General features: G+C 72.8%; 9 protein-coding genes. 5 read left to right on the top strand and 4 right to left on the bottom strand.

Features of this window, described 5'->3' with window-relative positions; translation table 11 throughout:
- Positions 1 to 429: 429 nt before the first annotated feature.
- A complete protein-coding gene (gene pcrA, locus OG933_RS17915; RefSeq protein WP_020132115.1) occupies positions 430 to 2,928 on the top strand; it encodes a DNA helicase PcrA in 2,499 nt (832 codons plus the stop codon).
- Positions 2,929 to 3,075: 147 nt separating this feature from the next.
- On the opposite strand, the gene OG933_RS17910 is transcribed toward pcrA, so the two are convergent.
- Both OG933_RS17910 and OG933_RS17905 read right to left on the bottom strand, forming a co-directional pair.
- On the bottom strand, positions 3,076 to 4,605 hold the full coding sequence (locus OG933_RS17910) for a M23 family metallopeptidase (protein WP_405627813.1): 1,530 nt from the start codon (positions 4,603 to 4,605) through the stop codon (positions 3,076 to 3,078).
- Positions 4,606 to 4,880: 275 nt separating this feature from the next.
- Positions 4,881 to 5,885 carry an esterase/lipase family protein gene (locus OG933_RS17905; protein WP_405627812.1) on the bottom strand — a complete coding sequence of 335 codons (1,005 nt, stop codon included), beginning with the start codon at positions 5,883 to 5,885 and terminating at the stop codon, positions 4,881 to 4,883.
- A 499-nt stretch (positions 5,886 to 6,384) separates the two neighbouring features.
- Between OG933_RS17905 and OG933_RS17900 the strand changes: the two genes are divergently transcribed.
- Positions 6,385 to 6,801, top strand: a complete 417-nt coding sequence (locus tag OG933_RS17900; RefSeq protein WP_020132112.1) for a cobalamin B12-binding domain-containing protein — start codon at positions 6,385 to 6,387, stop codon at positions 6,799 to 6,801.
- 86 nt (positions 6,802 to 6,887) lie between these two features.
- Here OG933_RS17900 and OG933_RS17895 read toward each other — a convergent pair whose 3' ends face one another.
- On the bottom strand, positions 6,888 to 8,534 hold the full coding sequence (locus tag OG933_RS17895; RefSeq protein WP_405627811.1) for a DUF5691 domain-containing protein: 1,647 nt from the start codon (positions 8,532 to 8,534) through the stop codon (positions 6,888 to 6,890).
- 107 nt (positions 8,535 to 8,641) lie between these two features.
- Complete coding sequence (locus tag OG933_RS17890) at positions 8,642 to 9,991, bottom strand: SWIM zinc finger family protein (RefSeq protein WP_405627809.1); 1,350 nt, start codon at positions 9,989 to 9,991, stop codon at positions 8,642 to 8,644.
- Between the two features lie 179 nt (positions 9,992 to 10,170).
- Between OG933_RS17890 and OG933_RS17885 the strand changes: the two genes are divergently transcribed.
- The 3 genes from OG933_RS17885 to OG933_RS17875 all read left to right on the top strand — a co-directional run bounded on the left by OG933_RS17885 (position 10,171) and on the right by OG933_RS17875 (position 15,330).
- Entirely contained in the window at positions 10,171 to 11,313 is a 1,143-nt protein-coding gene (locus OG933_RS17885; protein ID WP_362268660.1) for an AAA family ATPase, read from the top strand.
- Positions 11,314 to 11,425: 112 nt separating this feature from the next.
- On the top strand, positions 11,426 to 14,161 hold the full coding sequence (locus OG933_RS17880) for a DUF5682 family protein (protein ID WP_405627808.1): 2,736 nt from the start codon (positions 11,426 to 11,428) through the stop codon (positions 14,159 to 14,161).
- Positions 14,158 to 15,330 (top strand): VWA domain-containing protein, encoded by a 1,173-nt coding sequence (locus tag OG933_RS17875; RefSeq protein WP_405627807.1) that lies wholly within the window; start codon positions 14,158 to 14,160, stop codon positions 15,328 to 15,330. The genes OG933_RS17880 and OG933_RS17875 overlap by 4 nt, the downstream gene beginning before the upstream one ends.
- Positions 15,331 to 15,387 lie beyond the last annotated feature (57 nt).

The raw sequence follows: 15,387 nt of genomic DNA, 5'->3' as shown, positions 1-15,387 counted from the left end.
CTGCCGGGTCAGCGGTGGGGGTCTCTCCCAGGCTGGTCGGGCACTGGGGGAGGGTTCGGGCAGGTATGTCGGAAGGGTTGCCCTACGGCCCGCCCCCGGAAGGGCGTTGGGCCGATTCACCCCGAGGTCTCGGTGACTCCCCGGTTCCGTCGGCGTGAGCGGACGCGTCGGACTCGGCGGAGGCCGTGCGGTCCGGCGGGGTTCGCCGGTGGGGGTCGTACGGCCTTTCGGCACGGTAGCCAACTCGTGTGGTCCGTGTGAAGGTTGATGGGCGATATGCCCGATACATTTTCGTGACCTTCGGCCGGAAGTCCGCGTCGAGGTCGCGCGGGTCGCGGACCGTGACAGGGGTGTCCCGGAGGGTGAGGGCGGGAGATGTTCCCGGGACGGCGCCGGGTTGTCAGTGGCGCCCCCTAGACTCGGAGAGCGATGAGCAGCCTCTTTGACGACAGCTTCCTGGCGAACCTCCAGGGCCCCCGCGCCCACGAGGAGGAACCCCCGCCACCGCCCGAGGACGATCACGGACCGGAGTCGGTTCCGGACGATCTGTTCGGCGGGAAGTTCGACGTGCCCCCGGACCGGGACACCCACTACCGCGACGGCGCCCCGCGCCCCGTCCTGGACGCGGCCGCGCTCCTGGAGGGGCTGAACGAGAACCAGCGCGCGGCCGTCACCCACGCGGGCTCGCCGCTGCTCATCGTGGCCGGCGCCGGCTCCGGCAAGACACGCGTGCTCACCCACCGCATCGCCCACCTCCTGGCCGAGCGGCATGTGCACCCGGGGCAGATCCTCGCGATCACCTTCACCAACAAGGCCGCGGGCGAGATGAAGGAGCGCGTCGAAGCGCTCGTCGGCCCGCGCGCGCACGCGATGTGGGTGATGACCTTCCACAGCTCGTGCGTGCGCATCCTGCGCCGCGAGAGCAAGCGGCTCGGCTTCACGTCGTCGTTCTCGATCTACGACGCCGCCGACTCCAAGCGTCTGATGGCCCTGGTCTGCCGCGACCTGGACCTCGACCCCAAGCGCTACCCGCCCAAGTCCTTCAGCGCCAAGATCAGCAACCTGAAGAACGAGCTGATCGACGAGGAGGACTTCGCCGCCCAGGCCGCCGACGGGTTCGAGAAGACCCTCGCCCAGGCCTACGCCATGTACCAGTCCCGGCTGCGCGAGGCGAACGCCCTCGACTTCGACGACCTGATCATGACGACGGTCAATCTGCTGCGCGCCTTCCCGGACGTCGCCGAGCACTACCGCCGCCGGTTCCGTCACGTGCTGGTCGACGAGTACCAGGACACCAACCACGCCCAGTACGCCCTCGTGCGCGAGCTGGTCGGCACCTCCGAGCACCCCGTGGACGTACCCCCGGGCGAGTACGACGTACCACCGGCCGAGCTCTGCGTCGTCGGTGACGCCGACCAGTCGATCTACGCCTTCCGCGGCGCGACGATCCGCAACATCCTCCAGTTCGAGGAGGACTACCCGGACGCGACGACGATCCTGCTGGAGCAGAACTACCGCTCCACACAGACGATCCTGTCCGCCGCCAACGCCGTCATCGAGCGCAACGAGTCCCGCCGCCCCAAGAACCTGTGGACCAACGCGGGCGCGGGCGCGCGCATCACCGGCTACGTCGCCGACACCGAGCACGACGAGGCGCAGTTCGTCGCCGACGAGATAGACCGACTGACGGACGCGGGCGACGCGAAGGCGGGCGATGTCGCCGTCTTCTACCGCACCAACGCCCAGTCCCGTGTCTTCGAAGAGATCTTCATCCGGGTCGGCCTGCCCTACAAGGTCGTCGGCGGGGTCCGTTTCTACGAGCGCAAGGAGGTCCGGGACGTCCTGGCCTACCTGCGCGTGCTGGCCAATCCGGAGGACTCGGTGCCGCTGCGCCGGATCCTCAACGTGCCGAAGCGGGGCATCGGCGACCGCGCCGAGGCGATGATCGACGCCCTCTCCCAGCGCGAGAAGATCAGCTTCCCGCAGGCCCTGAAGCGGGTCGACGAGGCGTACGGCATGGCCTCGCGGTCGACGAACGCCGTGAAGCGGTTCAACGCGCTGATGGAGGAGCTCCGCACGATCGTCGAGTCGGGCGCCGGTCCTGCGACGGTCCTGGAGGCCGTGCTCGAACGCACCGGCTACCTCGCCGAGTTGCAGGCCTCCACCGACCCGCAGGACGAGACCCGGATCGAGAACCTCCAGGAACTCGCCGCCGTCGCCCTGGAGTTCGAGCAGGAGACCGGCGAGGCGGAGGGCGAGGGCACGACACCGGCCGGGCTCTCCGCATTCCTGGAGCGGGTCGCCCTGGTCGCCGACTCCGACCAGATCCCCGACGAGGACGACGGCTCGGGCGTCATCACCCTGATGACCCTGCACACCGCCAAGGGCCTCGAGTTCCCGGTCGTCTTCCTCACCGGCATGGAGGACGGCGTCTTCCCGCACATGCGCGCCCTCGGCCAGACCAAGGAGCTCGAGGAGGAGCGCCGCCTGGCGTACGTCGGGATCACCCGCGCGCGGGAGCGGCTCTACCTGACGCGGTCCGCGCTGCGCAGCGCGTGGGGGCAGCCGTCGTACAACCCGCCGTCCCGGTTCCTGGAGGAGATCCCGCCGACGCATGTGGACTGGAAGCGGACGGGGGCGACCGCGCCCGTGTCCTCCGGTCCCGTCTCCGGTGTGGCGGCCTCGCTGTCCTCGTCCCGCTCGCGTTCCTCGGCCGCGGGCGCGTCCGGCTTCGCGACGCGCCGGTCCGCCGCGGACAAGCCGGTGGTCACGCTGGCCGTCGGCGACCGCGTCACCCACGACCAGTTCGGTCTCGGCACGGTCGTCGGCGTGAAGGGCACGGGCGCGAACGCGGAGGCGACGGTCGACTTCGGCGACGTCAAGCCGAAGCGTCTGCTGCTGCGGTACGCGCCGGTGGAGAAGCTGTAGCGGCCGGGGCCGCGCCCGTGTTTGTGGCTGTGCGCATGAAGTGAGCCCCCGCTTCGGGGGCGGGGGCTCACTTCATGCGCTTACGGCGAGCGGTCGCAGTCACGCTCGGGTTCACCTCGGGTCGAGCGGCTACCTCGGGTCGAGCGGCTACGTCGGGTTGAGATCGTGGCTGCGCAGCCACGGCAGCGGGTCGATCGCGGAGCCTCCCGCGGGCCGGACCTCGAAGTGCAGGTGCGGGCCGGTGGAGTTGCCGGAGTTGCCGGAGTACGCGATCGGGTCGCCGGCCTTGACCGTCGTACCGGAGGAGACGCGGTAGGTGGAGAGGTGGCAGTACCAGGTCTCCGTGCCGTCCTTCGCCGTCACGATCATCATGTTGCCGTAGGCGCTGTTCCACTGCGTCCGCACGGTGCCGTCGGTCGCCGCCATCACGGTCGTGCCGTAGGAGACGGGGAAGTCGATACCGGTGTGCTGGGACATCCAGTTGATGCCGGCCTGGCCGAAGTAGGCGCTGAGGCCGTGCTGCGCGACCGGGAGGGCGTACTTGGGGCGGAGCCGCTCCTTGCGGGCCGCCTCGGCCGCCGCCTTCTTCTTCTCGGCTTCCTGCTGCGTCTTGAGGTCGAGACGTTCCTGCGTCCGGCTGGCCCGGTCGGCGAAGTCGTCGGCCCCCGCGCTGAGGGTCTCGAGCTGGGCGTCCAGCTTGTTGTTGGCGGCGGACGGTTTCACCGGCTGCGCGTCCGAGGCGGAGGCCGTGGTGTCCTTGTCGTCGCCGCCGGTCAGCGTGCCGACCGAGGCCGCGGCGATCCCGGCGACCCCCATCACGCAGGCCGAGGGCACGGCCACGGTCAGCAGCGCGGAGCGCTTCGCGGGCATCCGGCGCCGGGAACGGTTCGCGTTGCGGGCGGCCGCGCGTCCGCCCGGCGCGGGGGCCGGGGCCGCCTCCTCCTGGTCGTCGAGGAGGAGCAGCGGGGTGTCGCCCTCGGACAACTCGCCTTCGGCCGGGGCGTGTTCGTCGAGACCGACCTGTTCGAAGGTGGCGGTGGCCTGCTGGTCGAACGGGACCTCGGCCTGCCGCTCGTGCTCGTCGGAGGCCTGCTGGGCGCCCTCGCCGCCGTCGGAGTTCCACTGCGTGGCGTCGTAGGCGCCGGTGTCGAAGGCCTGCGTGCCCCATTCCCACTGCTGGGTCTGGTCGGCGGGACTCACGGACTGGTCGGGCTGGAGCCAAGTGCTCGCGTCCCACTGTCCGCTGACATCCGGTGCCGTTCCCTGCTGCGGAACGGCGTTCAGCTGCTGGTGGTGATCCGTGGACCAGGCGGTGGCGTCGTACGCGCCCGTGTCGTAGGCGGCGTGGTGCTGGGCCGCGTACCCGTCGTAGTTCAGGGTCTGGTGACTGCCCGTGTCCGGGACCTGGTGGCCGCCGGTGCCCCACTGGGTGTTGTCGTACGTGCCGGTCACGGCGGCCGTGCCGTCGCCCGGAAGCTCACCGAAGAGCGGGTCGGCCGGCGTGAAGTGGCCGGTGGTGTGGGCGCCGGCGTCGAAGGCGCCGGTCTCGTAACCGTGGTACGTGGTGAAGCCGTCGTACTGGGCTTCCTGGGTGCCGTACGACGCGTAGTGCGCCGAAGCGGCGTCGGAAGCCGGGGTCGGGGTGGTCATGATCCCCGACGGGTGACGGTCGTTCACCAACTTCTCTTTCGCCGACAACAGGGGCTGCCAGAGCAGTGCGGCGACTGTACCCGGCAGTACGCGGGCACGACAATCTTCCGCAGGTTTCGTGCCTGCGGGAAAGGGGCATTCGGCCGTGTTTCGGGGGACGGCGGGCGCGGGTTTGGCCCTACGTTCGAATGACGTTCGATATCGGAGGGCGCTCGGAGCGCGCTCGAAGGGTGGTCGGACGGCGCTCGACGGGCGGTCGGACGGTCGTGAGGGTGCCGGCGCAGGTGTCGGCGGGGCCGCTGTCAGGCGACGGTGAGGCCGCCGGCCTGGGTGTCTGTGCGGGTGCCGGCTCGGCTGCCGGTCCGGGTGCCGGCGGTCGCTCCCGTGGGTGCCGTGTCGAGGGCCTGCCGTATGCCGGTGGCGACAGCCGGGTGGACAGGCAGGGCGAGGTGACCGATCCCGGTCACCCGGACGTTCTGTACCAACAGGTCGGGATGCTCGACGCAGGCGGACTCCAGTGGGTCCATGAGGTGGTCGAGGTCGCTCCAGAAGCTGACGAACCGCGTACGGCAGCCCGGCGCCGGCCGGGAGAGTTCCTCGATCAGCTCGGAGCCCGGACGCATCTGGCGCACGATCGGGTGCGCGTTCGCCAGCGGCGCCACCCGGGTGCCGGAGTGCGGGGTGCCCAGCGTGACCAGCGTCCTGACCCGGCCGTCACCGCCCAGCCGCTGCACGTAGTAGCGGGCGATGAGGCCGCCCAGGCTGTGTCCGACCACGTCGACCTGCGAGCTGCCGGTGCGCTCGCAGATCTCCTCTATGTGCCGGCCGAGCAGCTCGGCGGCCGTGCGGATGTCACAGGTCAGGGGGGAGTAGTTGAGCGACTCCACCCGGTGCCTGCCGTGCTGGGCGAGGCTGCGGCGCAGCAGGACGAAGACGGAACGGTTGTCGATGAACCCGTGCAGCAGGACGACCGGGAGCGGGGCCTTGGTCGGCAGCTGTGCCGGGTCCCCGGCGCCGGCCGCCCTGGGCAGCGCGGGGCAGGCCGTGGCGCGGCGCTCCTGGGCGATGCCGGAGGGGTAGAGGAGCAGGTGGCCCGCGAGGATCGCGAGATCCAGAGCGGTCGCCTTGAGGAGCGTCAGGGACAGCCCGGCCAGTCTGCTGGGCAGGCCGGGGAGGCCGGGGAATCCTGGGAGGTTCGGCAGGCTCGGGAGGCTGGAGAGGTGCAGGATGCCCGGAAGGGTCCGCATGTCCGGCAGCAGACGCTGGCACAGCGGAAGAAAGGGCTGAAGTGCCCGGGTGACCTTCATGGCCGACCTCCTGTCGGCACGCTGAGGACTTCTCTGTCCCCCGTGTGCCCTCGTGGAAGTCGCGGTGGAGGAGGTCGATCGGGCACGGCAGGGAGTGGGGCGGGTGCGGCCTGGCGTGCGGGGCGTGTACGGCTTGTGTGACACCCGTTACACCGATGACGACAAGGAGCCCTGCCGGTCTGGCGACGAGGCTCCCCGCTGTCGTGCCTTACCTGTCCTACGTGCCCATCGTGCCTTCCGATGCGCCGTACCGCCACGCCAGCGGCCTGTGGCGTGACGGTACGGCGACCTCTTCGCGGCTCCCGGTGCGACCGTTCCCCCGTGGCGCGGGGATCGGTGCGCGGTGAAAGTGTCCCTTCGTGTGATTTCCCCCTCGGTCCACACCGTGAAACTGCCGGTTGCGGGATGCTGGCGATAACGTTCGTTCACTTCCCCGGGCGGTCTGGCACGGGGTGTCCGTGCCGTTGAGGATGGACGTAGTCGCTTCATGGAGGCAGTGATGGGTGTGGCAGCCGGTCCGATCCGCGTGGTGGTGGCCAAGCCGGGGCTCGACGGCCACGATCGCGGGGCCAAGGTGATCGCGCGGGCGCTGCGTGACGCCGGTATGGAGGTCATCTACACCGGGCTCCACCAGACGCCCGAGCAGATCGTCGGCACGGCGATCCAGGAGGACGCCGACGCGATCGGTCTGTCCATCCTGTCCGGGGCCCACAACACGCTCTTCGCCGCGGTGATCGAGCTGCTGAAGGAGCGGGACGCGGCGGACATCCTGGTGTTCGGCGGGGGCATCATCCCGGAGGCGGACATCGCGCCGTTGAAGGAGAAGGGGGTCGCGGAGATCTTCACGCCGGGGGCGACCACCGCTTCGATCGTCGACTGGGTCCGGGCGAACGTGCGGCAGCCTGCCGGCGCCTGAGCGAGTTGGTGTGCGGGTGGCTTGGAGCGGGCCTTCCCTGAGGGCGCTGCCCCCAGCCCCCGGTCGGCCCTGAACGGGCCTCGTCCTCAATCGCCGGACGGGCTGGATACGGGGACCGGCGTTCCTGAGTTGAGTTCCGCTGCCATCACTGCCCGCAGGCGTAGTGTCCTGCCCAGTCGTTGGAATGCCTCCGCCCAGTAGCCGCCGGCGCCCGGGGAGGCGTCCTCCGGTTCGTCCGGTACTGCCAGGAGGGCGTCCAGGCGGGTTGCCTCCTCGGGGTCGAGGCAGCGTTCGGCCAGGCCCATGACGCCGCTGAAGCTCCAGGGGTAACTGCCCGCGTCCCGTGCGATGTTGAGCGCGTCCACGACGGCACGGCCGAGCGGCGTGGCCCACGGCACGGGGCACACGCCGAGCAGTTGGAACGCCTCCGAGAGGCCGTGGGCGGCGATGAAACCGGCGACCCACTCGGCCCGTTCGGCCACCGGAAGCGTGCCCAGCAGCTTGGCCCGTTCGGCGAGGGAGACCGCGCCCGGCCCGCCCGCGCCCGGCGCCGACGGCACCCCGAGCAGCGCCCGCGACCAGTCGGCGTCGCGCTGCCGGACGGCGGCCCGGCACCACGCCGCGTGCAGTTCGCCCAGCCAGTCGTCGGCCACCGGCAACGCCACGATCTGCTCCGGCGTACGGCCGCCCAGGCGCGCCGGCCAGGTGGCGAGCGGGGCCGCCTCCACGAGTTGGCCGAACCACCAGGACCGCTCACCCCGGCCGGGCGGCGCCTTCGCCGACACACCGTCGCGTTCCATGGCGGCGTCGCACTCGTGCGGGGCCTCGACGAGGAGCGTCGGGGTGTCCAGGGTGTGGTCGACGGCCACGCACGCGCCGGCCCGGACCGCCATCCGCGCGGCGAGTGCCGAACCCGGCAGCGCCGAGAGCAGTTCCGCGGCGGTGGCCCGCACGTTGCGGCTCCGGTCCGTCAGGGCCTGTTCCAGGAAGGGCTCGTCCCGGGTGCCGAGGCCGGTACGCAGTGAGTCGAGGAACATCAGCCGGTCCTCGGCACGCTCCGTCGACCAGGACGCGGCCAGCAGTTCGCGGGCTGCGTCGGGGTCGCGGAAGCGGATCGACGCCAGGAGGGCGACCCGCTCGGCGAACAGGCCTTCCTGCCACAGCCTTTCGGCGCGTTCGGTCTGCGTGGGTCCCGGCAGCGAGGTGCCGCCGCCCGGTGTGGCGCGCAGTGCGAACCGCCAGTCGGGGTTCAGCCGGGCCAGCCACAGGGCGCGCGGTCCGGCGAACTCCAGCGCCGCCGGGCGCAGGTCCGTACGTCCGCGCGCCGCGTCGAGCAGCGCGGGCAGGGACTCGGCGGGGGCGGCGAACCCTCGGGCGTTCACCGCCGTCAGCCACTGGGGCAGCAGCTCCATGAGATCCGGTGCGGTGCCTCTGCGGCCACCGGGGCCGGTGCCGGGGCGGTCGGCCAGCAGGAAGGCGAGTCGACGCGCCGCCGCGACGGGCAGTGCCGGACGGGGATCCTCGGCGGCCGGCGCCGGCCGAGGGGCCGCCCGGCCCGGGCGCAGGCCGGCCCGTCGGCGTACGGTCTCCGCGGCCGCCGCGTCCAGGAGCGCGGCCGGCGCGGTCCGGCCGGGGGCCGCGCCCGGGGGCGTACGGCGATCCGTGCCGAGCAGGGCGGCGGTGACCAGGTCCTCCCAGGCGGTCGGTGGGGGGAGGGGCGGGGTGGTGTCCATGAGACTCCCTTCTGCTGCCGTCGTCGTCGTGGTGGTTGTTGCGCCTGGGGTGCCTGGGGTGCCTAGGGCGCATGGTGGGGCTGTCGTTGCTGATGCGGGGCGTTGGTTCAGCACAGGCGTACCGCCTCTCCCGGGGTCGTCGGCCAGGCCGTCAGCGGGGTGAAGCCACGGTGGCCGCACTCGCCGAAGACCTTGACGGGGGCGCCGCCCGAGAGGGCGACCAGGCGCCACAGGCCGGGGCGCGAGACCGCCGCGGAGGTGAGCGGCAGTGCCCTGTCGCCCTCGGCGTCCGCCAGTTGCCAGGAGTCGCCGTCCGGGGTCGGTATGACGTTGTCCAGCGTCACCGGGACGGAGTCCTGCCAGGGGTCGTGACGCAGGGTCTCGCCGTAGCGGGCGGTCGCCTCGGCCGTCGTCATGCCCGGGGGACGGGTTCCGGTGAGGAGGGGTGGGGCGAACTGCTCGCCGAGGGAGATCCGTTGTCCCGATCCCGGGTGCGCCGACACTTCGGCGTCCAGGGCGAGGCCGACGGGCAGCGTGAGCTCCGGTGCGCGGCCCGCGGCGCCGTAGGAGAGGAGGAGGGCCGTGCGGCCCGAGGCGGTGCCGTACAGCCAGATACGGCGGGTCGTCAGTTTCGGATCCGGCGTGTCGTACTGGGCGAGCACCAGCCAGTGGTCGCGGACGGGTGGGCCCGTCGGGGAGGTCGGCAGCCCCACGCGGGCGCGGACCGTCGCCGCCAGGGCCTGCGGCAGTCGCTCACGGTGCAGCCAGCCCTGGTCGAGGAGATGGAGCAGCGCGCACTCCTCCAGCAACCGCGCCGGCCAGCTGGGCCCGGACCCCGGGACCGCCCCCAACTCCCGCACACGAGAGGCCAGTCCGGGCGCCTGCGCGTCGACCATGCGGGCCGCCGTCTCCTCCCACAGCGCGTACCCCGACTGCTCGGCGGTGGCCAGGCCCGAGCGCAGGAGATCGGCGAGCCGCTCCTCCAGTTCCGTCGCCCCCGAGGTGATCCGCTCGGCGCGTCGCTCGGCCCTGCGGCGCGCCCCCTCCGGATCGGCGGGGCCGGATCCGGAACCCGTGGGGCCGGCCTCCCGTTTCTCCTGTGTACGCCTGCGTCCCGCGATCCACTGCTCGGCCCAGTCCGGTGCCCGCCCCGCCGGCGTCGCCCCCTCGCCGCCCGACCAGAGCAGCAGCAGCCCGAGCGCGTGCTTGCAGGGGAACTTACGGCTCGGACAGCTGCACCTGTACGCCGGACCGGTCCCGTCCGCGGTGTCGACGACCGTCCGGTACGGCGTGCCGCCGCTGCCCTCGCACAAGCCCCATACCGCCCCCTCCCGCGAACTGCCCGTGCCCGACCACGGACCGGCCGTGCCGAGTTTGCTTCCCGCTTTGCGTGACGTGGAGTCAGGCGCCAGTGCCAGCACCTGGTCCGCCGTCCAGCGCACCCCCTGCTGAGTCATGTCATCGAAGGTAGATCCCACCACTGACAATCGGTCCGGCGAGCGTCCGCCGACCGTCGGCAGGCCGTCCGTCGCGGGTGGCCGGGAGGACGTTTTCGCAGGTCGGATCGCATTGTCAGTGGCGTGGTGCACGGTGGACACCAGATGCCGAACCGGCCGAGCTGGAGGGGGCCTCAGCCATGTCCGTGTCCGTAGATCCCACGACAGATCCGACGTCCGTGGAACCGAGTGGGAACGAGCCGGCGGAAGCATTGCGTCCGCACGCCGAGGACGCCTTCGCCGACGAACTCACCGCGCTGGCCGCGCAGGACGACCGCCCGCGCCCGGCCCGCTGGAAGCTGTCGCCGTGGGCCGTCGCCACCTATCTCCTCGGCGGCGTCCTGCCGGACGGCACAGTGATCTCGCCGAAGTACGTGGGCCCGCGCCGCCTCGTCGAGGTCGCCGTGTCCACCCTCGCCACCGACCGCGCTCTGCTGCTGCTCGGCGTCCCGGGCACCGCCAAGACCTGGGTCTCCGAACACCTGGCGGCGGCGGTCAGCGGTGACTCGACGCTGCTGGTGCAGGGCACCGCGGGCACGCCGGAGGAGGCGATCCGCTACGGCTGGAACTACGCGCAACTGCTCGCGCACGGGCCCAGCCGGGACGCGCTGGTGCCCAGCCCCGTCATGCGGGCCATGGCGGAGGGGGCGACGGTGCGGGTGGAGGAGCTGACCCGGATCCCGGCCGATGTACAGGACACCCTCATCACCATCCTGTCCGAGAAGACACTGCCGATACCGGAGTTGGGGCAGGAGGTGCAGGCGGTCCGCGGGTTCAGCCTCATCGCCACGGCCAACGACCGCGACCGCGGGGTCAACGAGCTGTCCAGCGCCCTGCGCCGCCGCTTCAACACGGTGGTGCTGCCGTTGCCCGAGAGCGTCGAGGCGGAGGTGGACATCGTCGCCCGGCGCGTCGACCAGATCGGCCGCTCCCTCGACCTGCCGGCCGCTCCCGACGGCATCGACGAGATCCGCCGGGTGGTGACGGTCTTCCGCGAACTGCGCGCAGGCGTCACCTCCGACGGGCGTACGAAGGTGAAGTCGCCGAGCGGCACGCTGTCCACCGCCGAGGCCATCTCCGTCGTCACCGGCGGTCTCGCGCTGGCCGCGCACTTCGGCGACGGCGTGCTGCGGGCGGGGGACGTGGCCGCGGGCATCCTCGGCGCCGTCGTCCGCGATCCGGCGGCCGACCGGGTCGTCTGGCAGGAGTACCTGGAGGCGGTCGTCCGGGAACGGGCCGGCTGGACGGACTTCTACCGGGCCTGCCGGGAGGTGAGCGCGTGAACGGGAGCGACGCAAGCAACGGGAACGAGGAGATTCGGGCGTGGGCCCGCGGAGCGTGGAGGGCGGCTGTGGACGACGACACGAGGTGGCCCCGCAGGCGTGAGGGCAGGGGATGACGGGGGTCGCGGAGGGCGGCGGCCAGGGCCCGGAGGCGGGCCGGCCGTTGCTGCTCGGGGTGCGCCACCACGGGCCGGGGTCGGCGCGGTCGGTACGGGCGGCGCTGGACGCCGCCCGGCCCCGGACCGTACTGGTCGAGGGGCCGCCCGAGGCCGACGCGCTGATCCCGCTCGCCGCCGACGAGGACATGCGGCCGCCGGTCGCGCTGCTCGCCCACGCCGTCGACGAACCCGGCCGTTCGTCCTTCTGGCCGCTGGCCGAGTTCTCCCCGGAATGGGTAGCCCTCCGCTGGGCCCTGGAGCACGGCGTCCCCGCCCGCTTCATCGACCTCCCGGCCACCCACACCCTGGCCTGGGAGAAGGAGGGCCATGAGGAGGGACATGAGGAGGGACTGGAGAAAGGACCGCGACCAGAGGGGCAGCATCAGGGCGAGGGCGAGAACGGGGGCGCGAGCGGGGACGGGAACGGGGGCGCGAGCGGGGACGACGAGGCGCCCGGTGCCTGGGAGGGGGTGCGGGGGGACCCGCTAGGGCGGCTCGCCGCGGTCGCCGGATACGACGATCCCGAGCGGTGGTGGGAGGACGTCGTCGAGCACCGGTCGACGGGGGCGAAGGACCCGTTCGCGCCGTTCGCCGCGATCGAGGAGGCCATGGGGGCGCTGAGGGAGGCGTGCGCAACCGAAGCAGGGGAGCACGGCGGCGGCCGGGATCTCGTGCGGGAGGCGTACATGCGCATCCAAGTGCGGGCGGCACAGAGGGAATTCGGGCCGGACGGGGTGGCGGTGGTGTGCGGGGCGTGGCATGTGCCCGCGCTGCGGCGGAAGGTCGCCGTCGCCGCCGACCGGGCGCTGGTCAAGGGGTTGCCCAAGGTCAAGGCCGACCTGACCTGGGTGCCGTGGACCCACCGCAGACTGGCCCGGGCCGGGGGGTACGGGGCGGGTATCGACTCGCCGGGCTGGTACGCCCACCTGTTCGGTGCGCCGGACCGGCCGGTCGAGCGCTGGCTGACGAAGGTGGCGGTCCTGCTCCGTGCGGAGGACCGGATGGTGTCCTCGGCGCATGTCATCGAGGCGGTCCGGCTGGCCGAGACGCTCGCCGCCCTGCGCGGCCGGCCACTGCCCGGCCTGAGCGAGACGTCCGACGCCGTGCGCGCGGTGCTGTGCGAGGGCTCGGACGTTCCATTGGCGCTGGTGCGCGACCGGCTGGTGGTCGGGGACGTCCTGGGGGAGGTGCCGGCCGGTGCGCCCGCCGTGCCGTTGCAGCGCGACCTCGACCGGCTTCAGCGCCGGCTGCGGCTCAAACCGGAGGCGGACGCACGCGAGTTGGCGCTCGATCTGCGCAAGGGCAACGACGCCGAGCGCAGCAGGCTCCTGCACCGGCTGCGCCTGCTGCGTATTGAGTGGGGCGATCCGGCCGCCTCGCCCGGCAGCACGGGCACCTTCCGTGAGGCGTGGCGGCTGCGGTGGGAGCCGGAGCTGTCGGTGCGGACCGCCGAGGCCGGGGTGTGGGGGACGACCGTGCTCGCCGCGGCGACCGCCAAGGCGGAAGCGGACGCCGTCGCCGCGCGGGACCTCGCCGCGGTGACCGGGCTCGCCGAGCGCTGCCTCCTGGCCGGGCTGCCGGACGCGCTCCCGACGGTGATGCGGGTCCTCGCCGACCGGGCGGCACTCGACACGGACGTCGGCCATCTGGCTCAGGCCCTGCCCGCGCTGGTGCGTTCGCTGCGCTACGGCGACGTACGGGGCACCGACACCCGAGCACTGGCGGAGGTGGCCGCCGGCCTCGCCGAACGGGTCTTCGTCGGCCTCCCCCCGGCCTGCGCCTCGCTGGACGCCGATGCGGCGGACGAGATGCGGCGCCATGTGGACGCGGTGCACGGAGCCGTGGGGATGCTGGAGGAGACGTCGACGACCTCGGGACGGGCCGACGCACCGGCCGGGGCATCGACAGGCGCACCGACCGGGTCCCCTCCCGACGCACCGGCCGACCCACCGGCCGACGCACGGACCGACGTACCGACCGGGACGGCGGCCGAGACAGCGAGGGGCCGCTCCGGAGCGGTGGAGACGGACGGGGGCAGGGGGCGGCCGGGGGCCTTCACGGGGGGCGACCGGGAACTCGGCGGTGAGGCCCGGGCGGCTCGCGGGGGTCTGCGGGAGCGCTGGCGGGGGGTGCTGCGGGTGCTGTCCGGGCGGGACACCGTGCCCGGGGTGATCCGGGGGCGGACCGTGCGGCTGCTTCTGGACGAGGGGGAGTTGGACCAGGACGAGGCCGCGCGGCTGATGGGGCTCGCCCTGTCACCGGGGACACCGCCGTCGGACGCGGCCGCCTGGATCGAGGGCTTCGTCGGAGGCGGCTCCGGGGGCGGTCTGCTCCTCATGCACGACGAACGGCTGCTCGGCCTGGTGGACGGATGGCTCACGGCGGTGTCGGCGGACGCGTTCACGGACGTACTGCCGTTGCTGCGGCGGACGTTCTCGGCGTACGAACCGGGGGTGCGCAGAACGCTCGGCGAGCTGGTCCGGCGCGGCCCGGGGCAGCGGGGCGGCGGGCCGGGCACGGGCTCCGGGACACCCGGATTCGCGGCCGGGCTCGACGAGGGACGCGCGGACGCCGTCCTGCCGGTGGTGCGGCTGCTGCTGGGGTCGGCACCGGGACCAGGGCCGGGACCAGGGCCGGGACCGGAACCCGGCCCGGCCGACGACGACGAGCTTGCGGGGGTGGGCACATGACGACGACCGACGCGGCGACGACCGAGGCCGGACAGGAGCGGCTGCGGCGCTGGCGGCTCGTGCTCGGGGGTGACACGGCGGACGGCACCGGCCACGGGCTCTCCGGGCGGGACGCCGAGATGGACCGGGCGCTCACCGCGCTCTACGGAAAGGAGAACGGGGCGCGGACGGGGCGGGACCGCTCGGCGGGGCTCGGGGCCTCGGCGCCGTCGGTGGCCCGCTGGGTCGGGGACATCCGCACGTACTTCCCCTCCTCCGTCGTACAGGTCATGCAGCGCGACGCCATCGACCGGCTGGGGCTGTCCGGGCTGCTGCTGGAACCGGAGATGCTGGAGGCGGTGGAGGCCGACGTGCACCTCGTGGGCACGCTGCTCTCGCTGAACAAGGCGATGCCGGAGACGACGAAGGAGACGGCACGGGCCGTGGTCCGCAAGGTCGTCGAGGACCTGGAGAAGCGGCTCGCCACCCGCACCCGGGCCGCGCTCACCGGCGCCCTCGACCGCGGCACGCGCGTGCACCGCCCGCGCCATCACGACATCGACTGGAACCGCACGATCGCCGTCAACCTCAAGCACTACCTGCCCGAGTACGGGACGGTCGTGCCGGAGCGGCTCGTCGGGTACGGACGGGCGTCGCGGTCCGTGAAGAAGGAGGTGATCCTCTGCATCGACCAGTCGGGTTCGATGGCGTCGTCGGTCGTGTACGCGTCGGTCTTCGGGGCGGTGCTGGCGTCGATGCGGTCGATCAGCACCCGGCTCGTCGTCTTCGACACCGCGGTCGCCGATCTCACCGACCTGCTCGACGACCCGGTGGACGTCCTGTTCGGCACCCGGCTCGGCGGCGGTACGGACATCAACCGGGCGCTCGCGTACTGCCAGGCGCAGATCACCCGGCCCGCCGAGACGGTGGTGGTGCTCATCAGCGACCTGTACGAGGGAGGCATACGGGACGAGATGCTCAAGCGCGTGGCGGCGATGAAGGCGTCCGGCGTGCAGTTCGTCGCGCTGCTCGCGTTGTCGGACGAAGGGACGCCCGCGTACGACCGGGAGCATGCGGCGGCACTCGCGGCGCTGGGCGCACCGGCGTTCGCCTGTACGCCCGACCTGTTCCCGGACGTCATGGCGGCGGCGATCGAGAAGCGCCCGCTGCCCGTGCCGGACACCGCCTGACGCAACGCGGGGGGCACATGCAAGGATCGGGGGCACGTAGTCGCCGCACGGGAGGAA

The sequence above is a fragment of the Streptomyces sp. NBC_00016 genome, from assembly GCF_045040885.1.
Taxonomy (GTDB): domain Bacteria; phylum Actinomycetota; class Actinomycetes; order Streptomycetales; family Streptomycetaceae; genus Streptomyces; species Streptomyces coriariae.
Note: the sequence above shows the minus strand (reverse complement) of the source record. Positions and strands in the feature narration are given on the sequence as shown.

Bases quoted from the DNA above. Each gene is read 5' to 3' on its own strand.
- pcrA (WP_020132115.1), top strand. From the start codon at position 430: ATGAGCAGCCTCTTTGACGACAGCTTCCTGGCGAACCTCCAGGGCCCC.
- OG933_RS17905 (WP_405627812.1), bottom strand. From the start codon at position 5,885: ATGAAGGTCACCCGGGCACTTCAGCCCTTTCTTCCGCTGTGCCAGCGT.
- OG933_RS17900 (WP_020132112.1), top strand. From the start codon at position 6,385: ATGGGTGTGGCAGCCGGTCCGATCCGCGTGGTGGTGGCCAAGCCGGGG.
- OG933_RS17895 (WP_405627811.1), bottom strand. From the start codon at position 8,534: ATGGACACCACCCCGCCCCTCCCCCCACCGACCGCCTGGGAGGACCTG.
- OG933_RS17890 (WP_405627809.1), bottom strand. From the start codon at position 9,991: ATGACTCAGCAGGGGGTGCGCTGGACGGCGGACCAGGTGCTGGCACTG.
- OG933_RS17885 (WP_362268660.1), top strand. From the start codon at position 10,171: ATGTCCGTGTCCGTAGATCCCACGACAGATCCGACGTCCGTGGAACCG.
- OG933_RS17880 (WP_405627808.1), top strand. From the start codon at position 11,426: ATGACGGGGGTCGCGGAGGGCGGCGGCCAGGGCCCGGAGGCGGGCCGG.
- OG933_RS17875 (WP_405627807.1), top strand. From the start codon at position 14,158: ATGACGACGACCGACGCGGCGACGACCGAGGCCGGACAGGAGCGGCTG.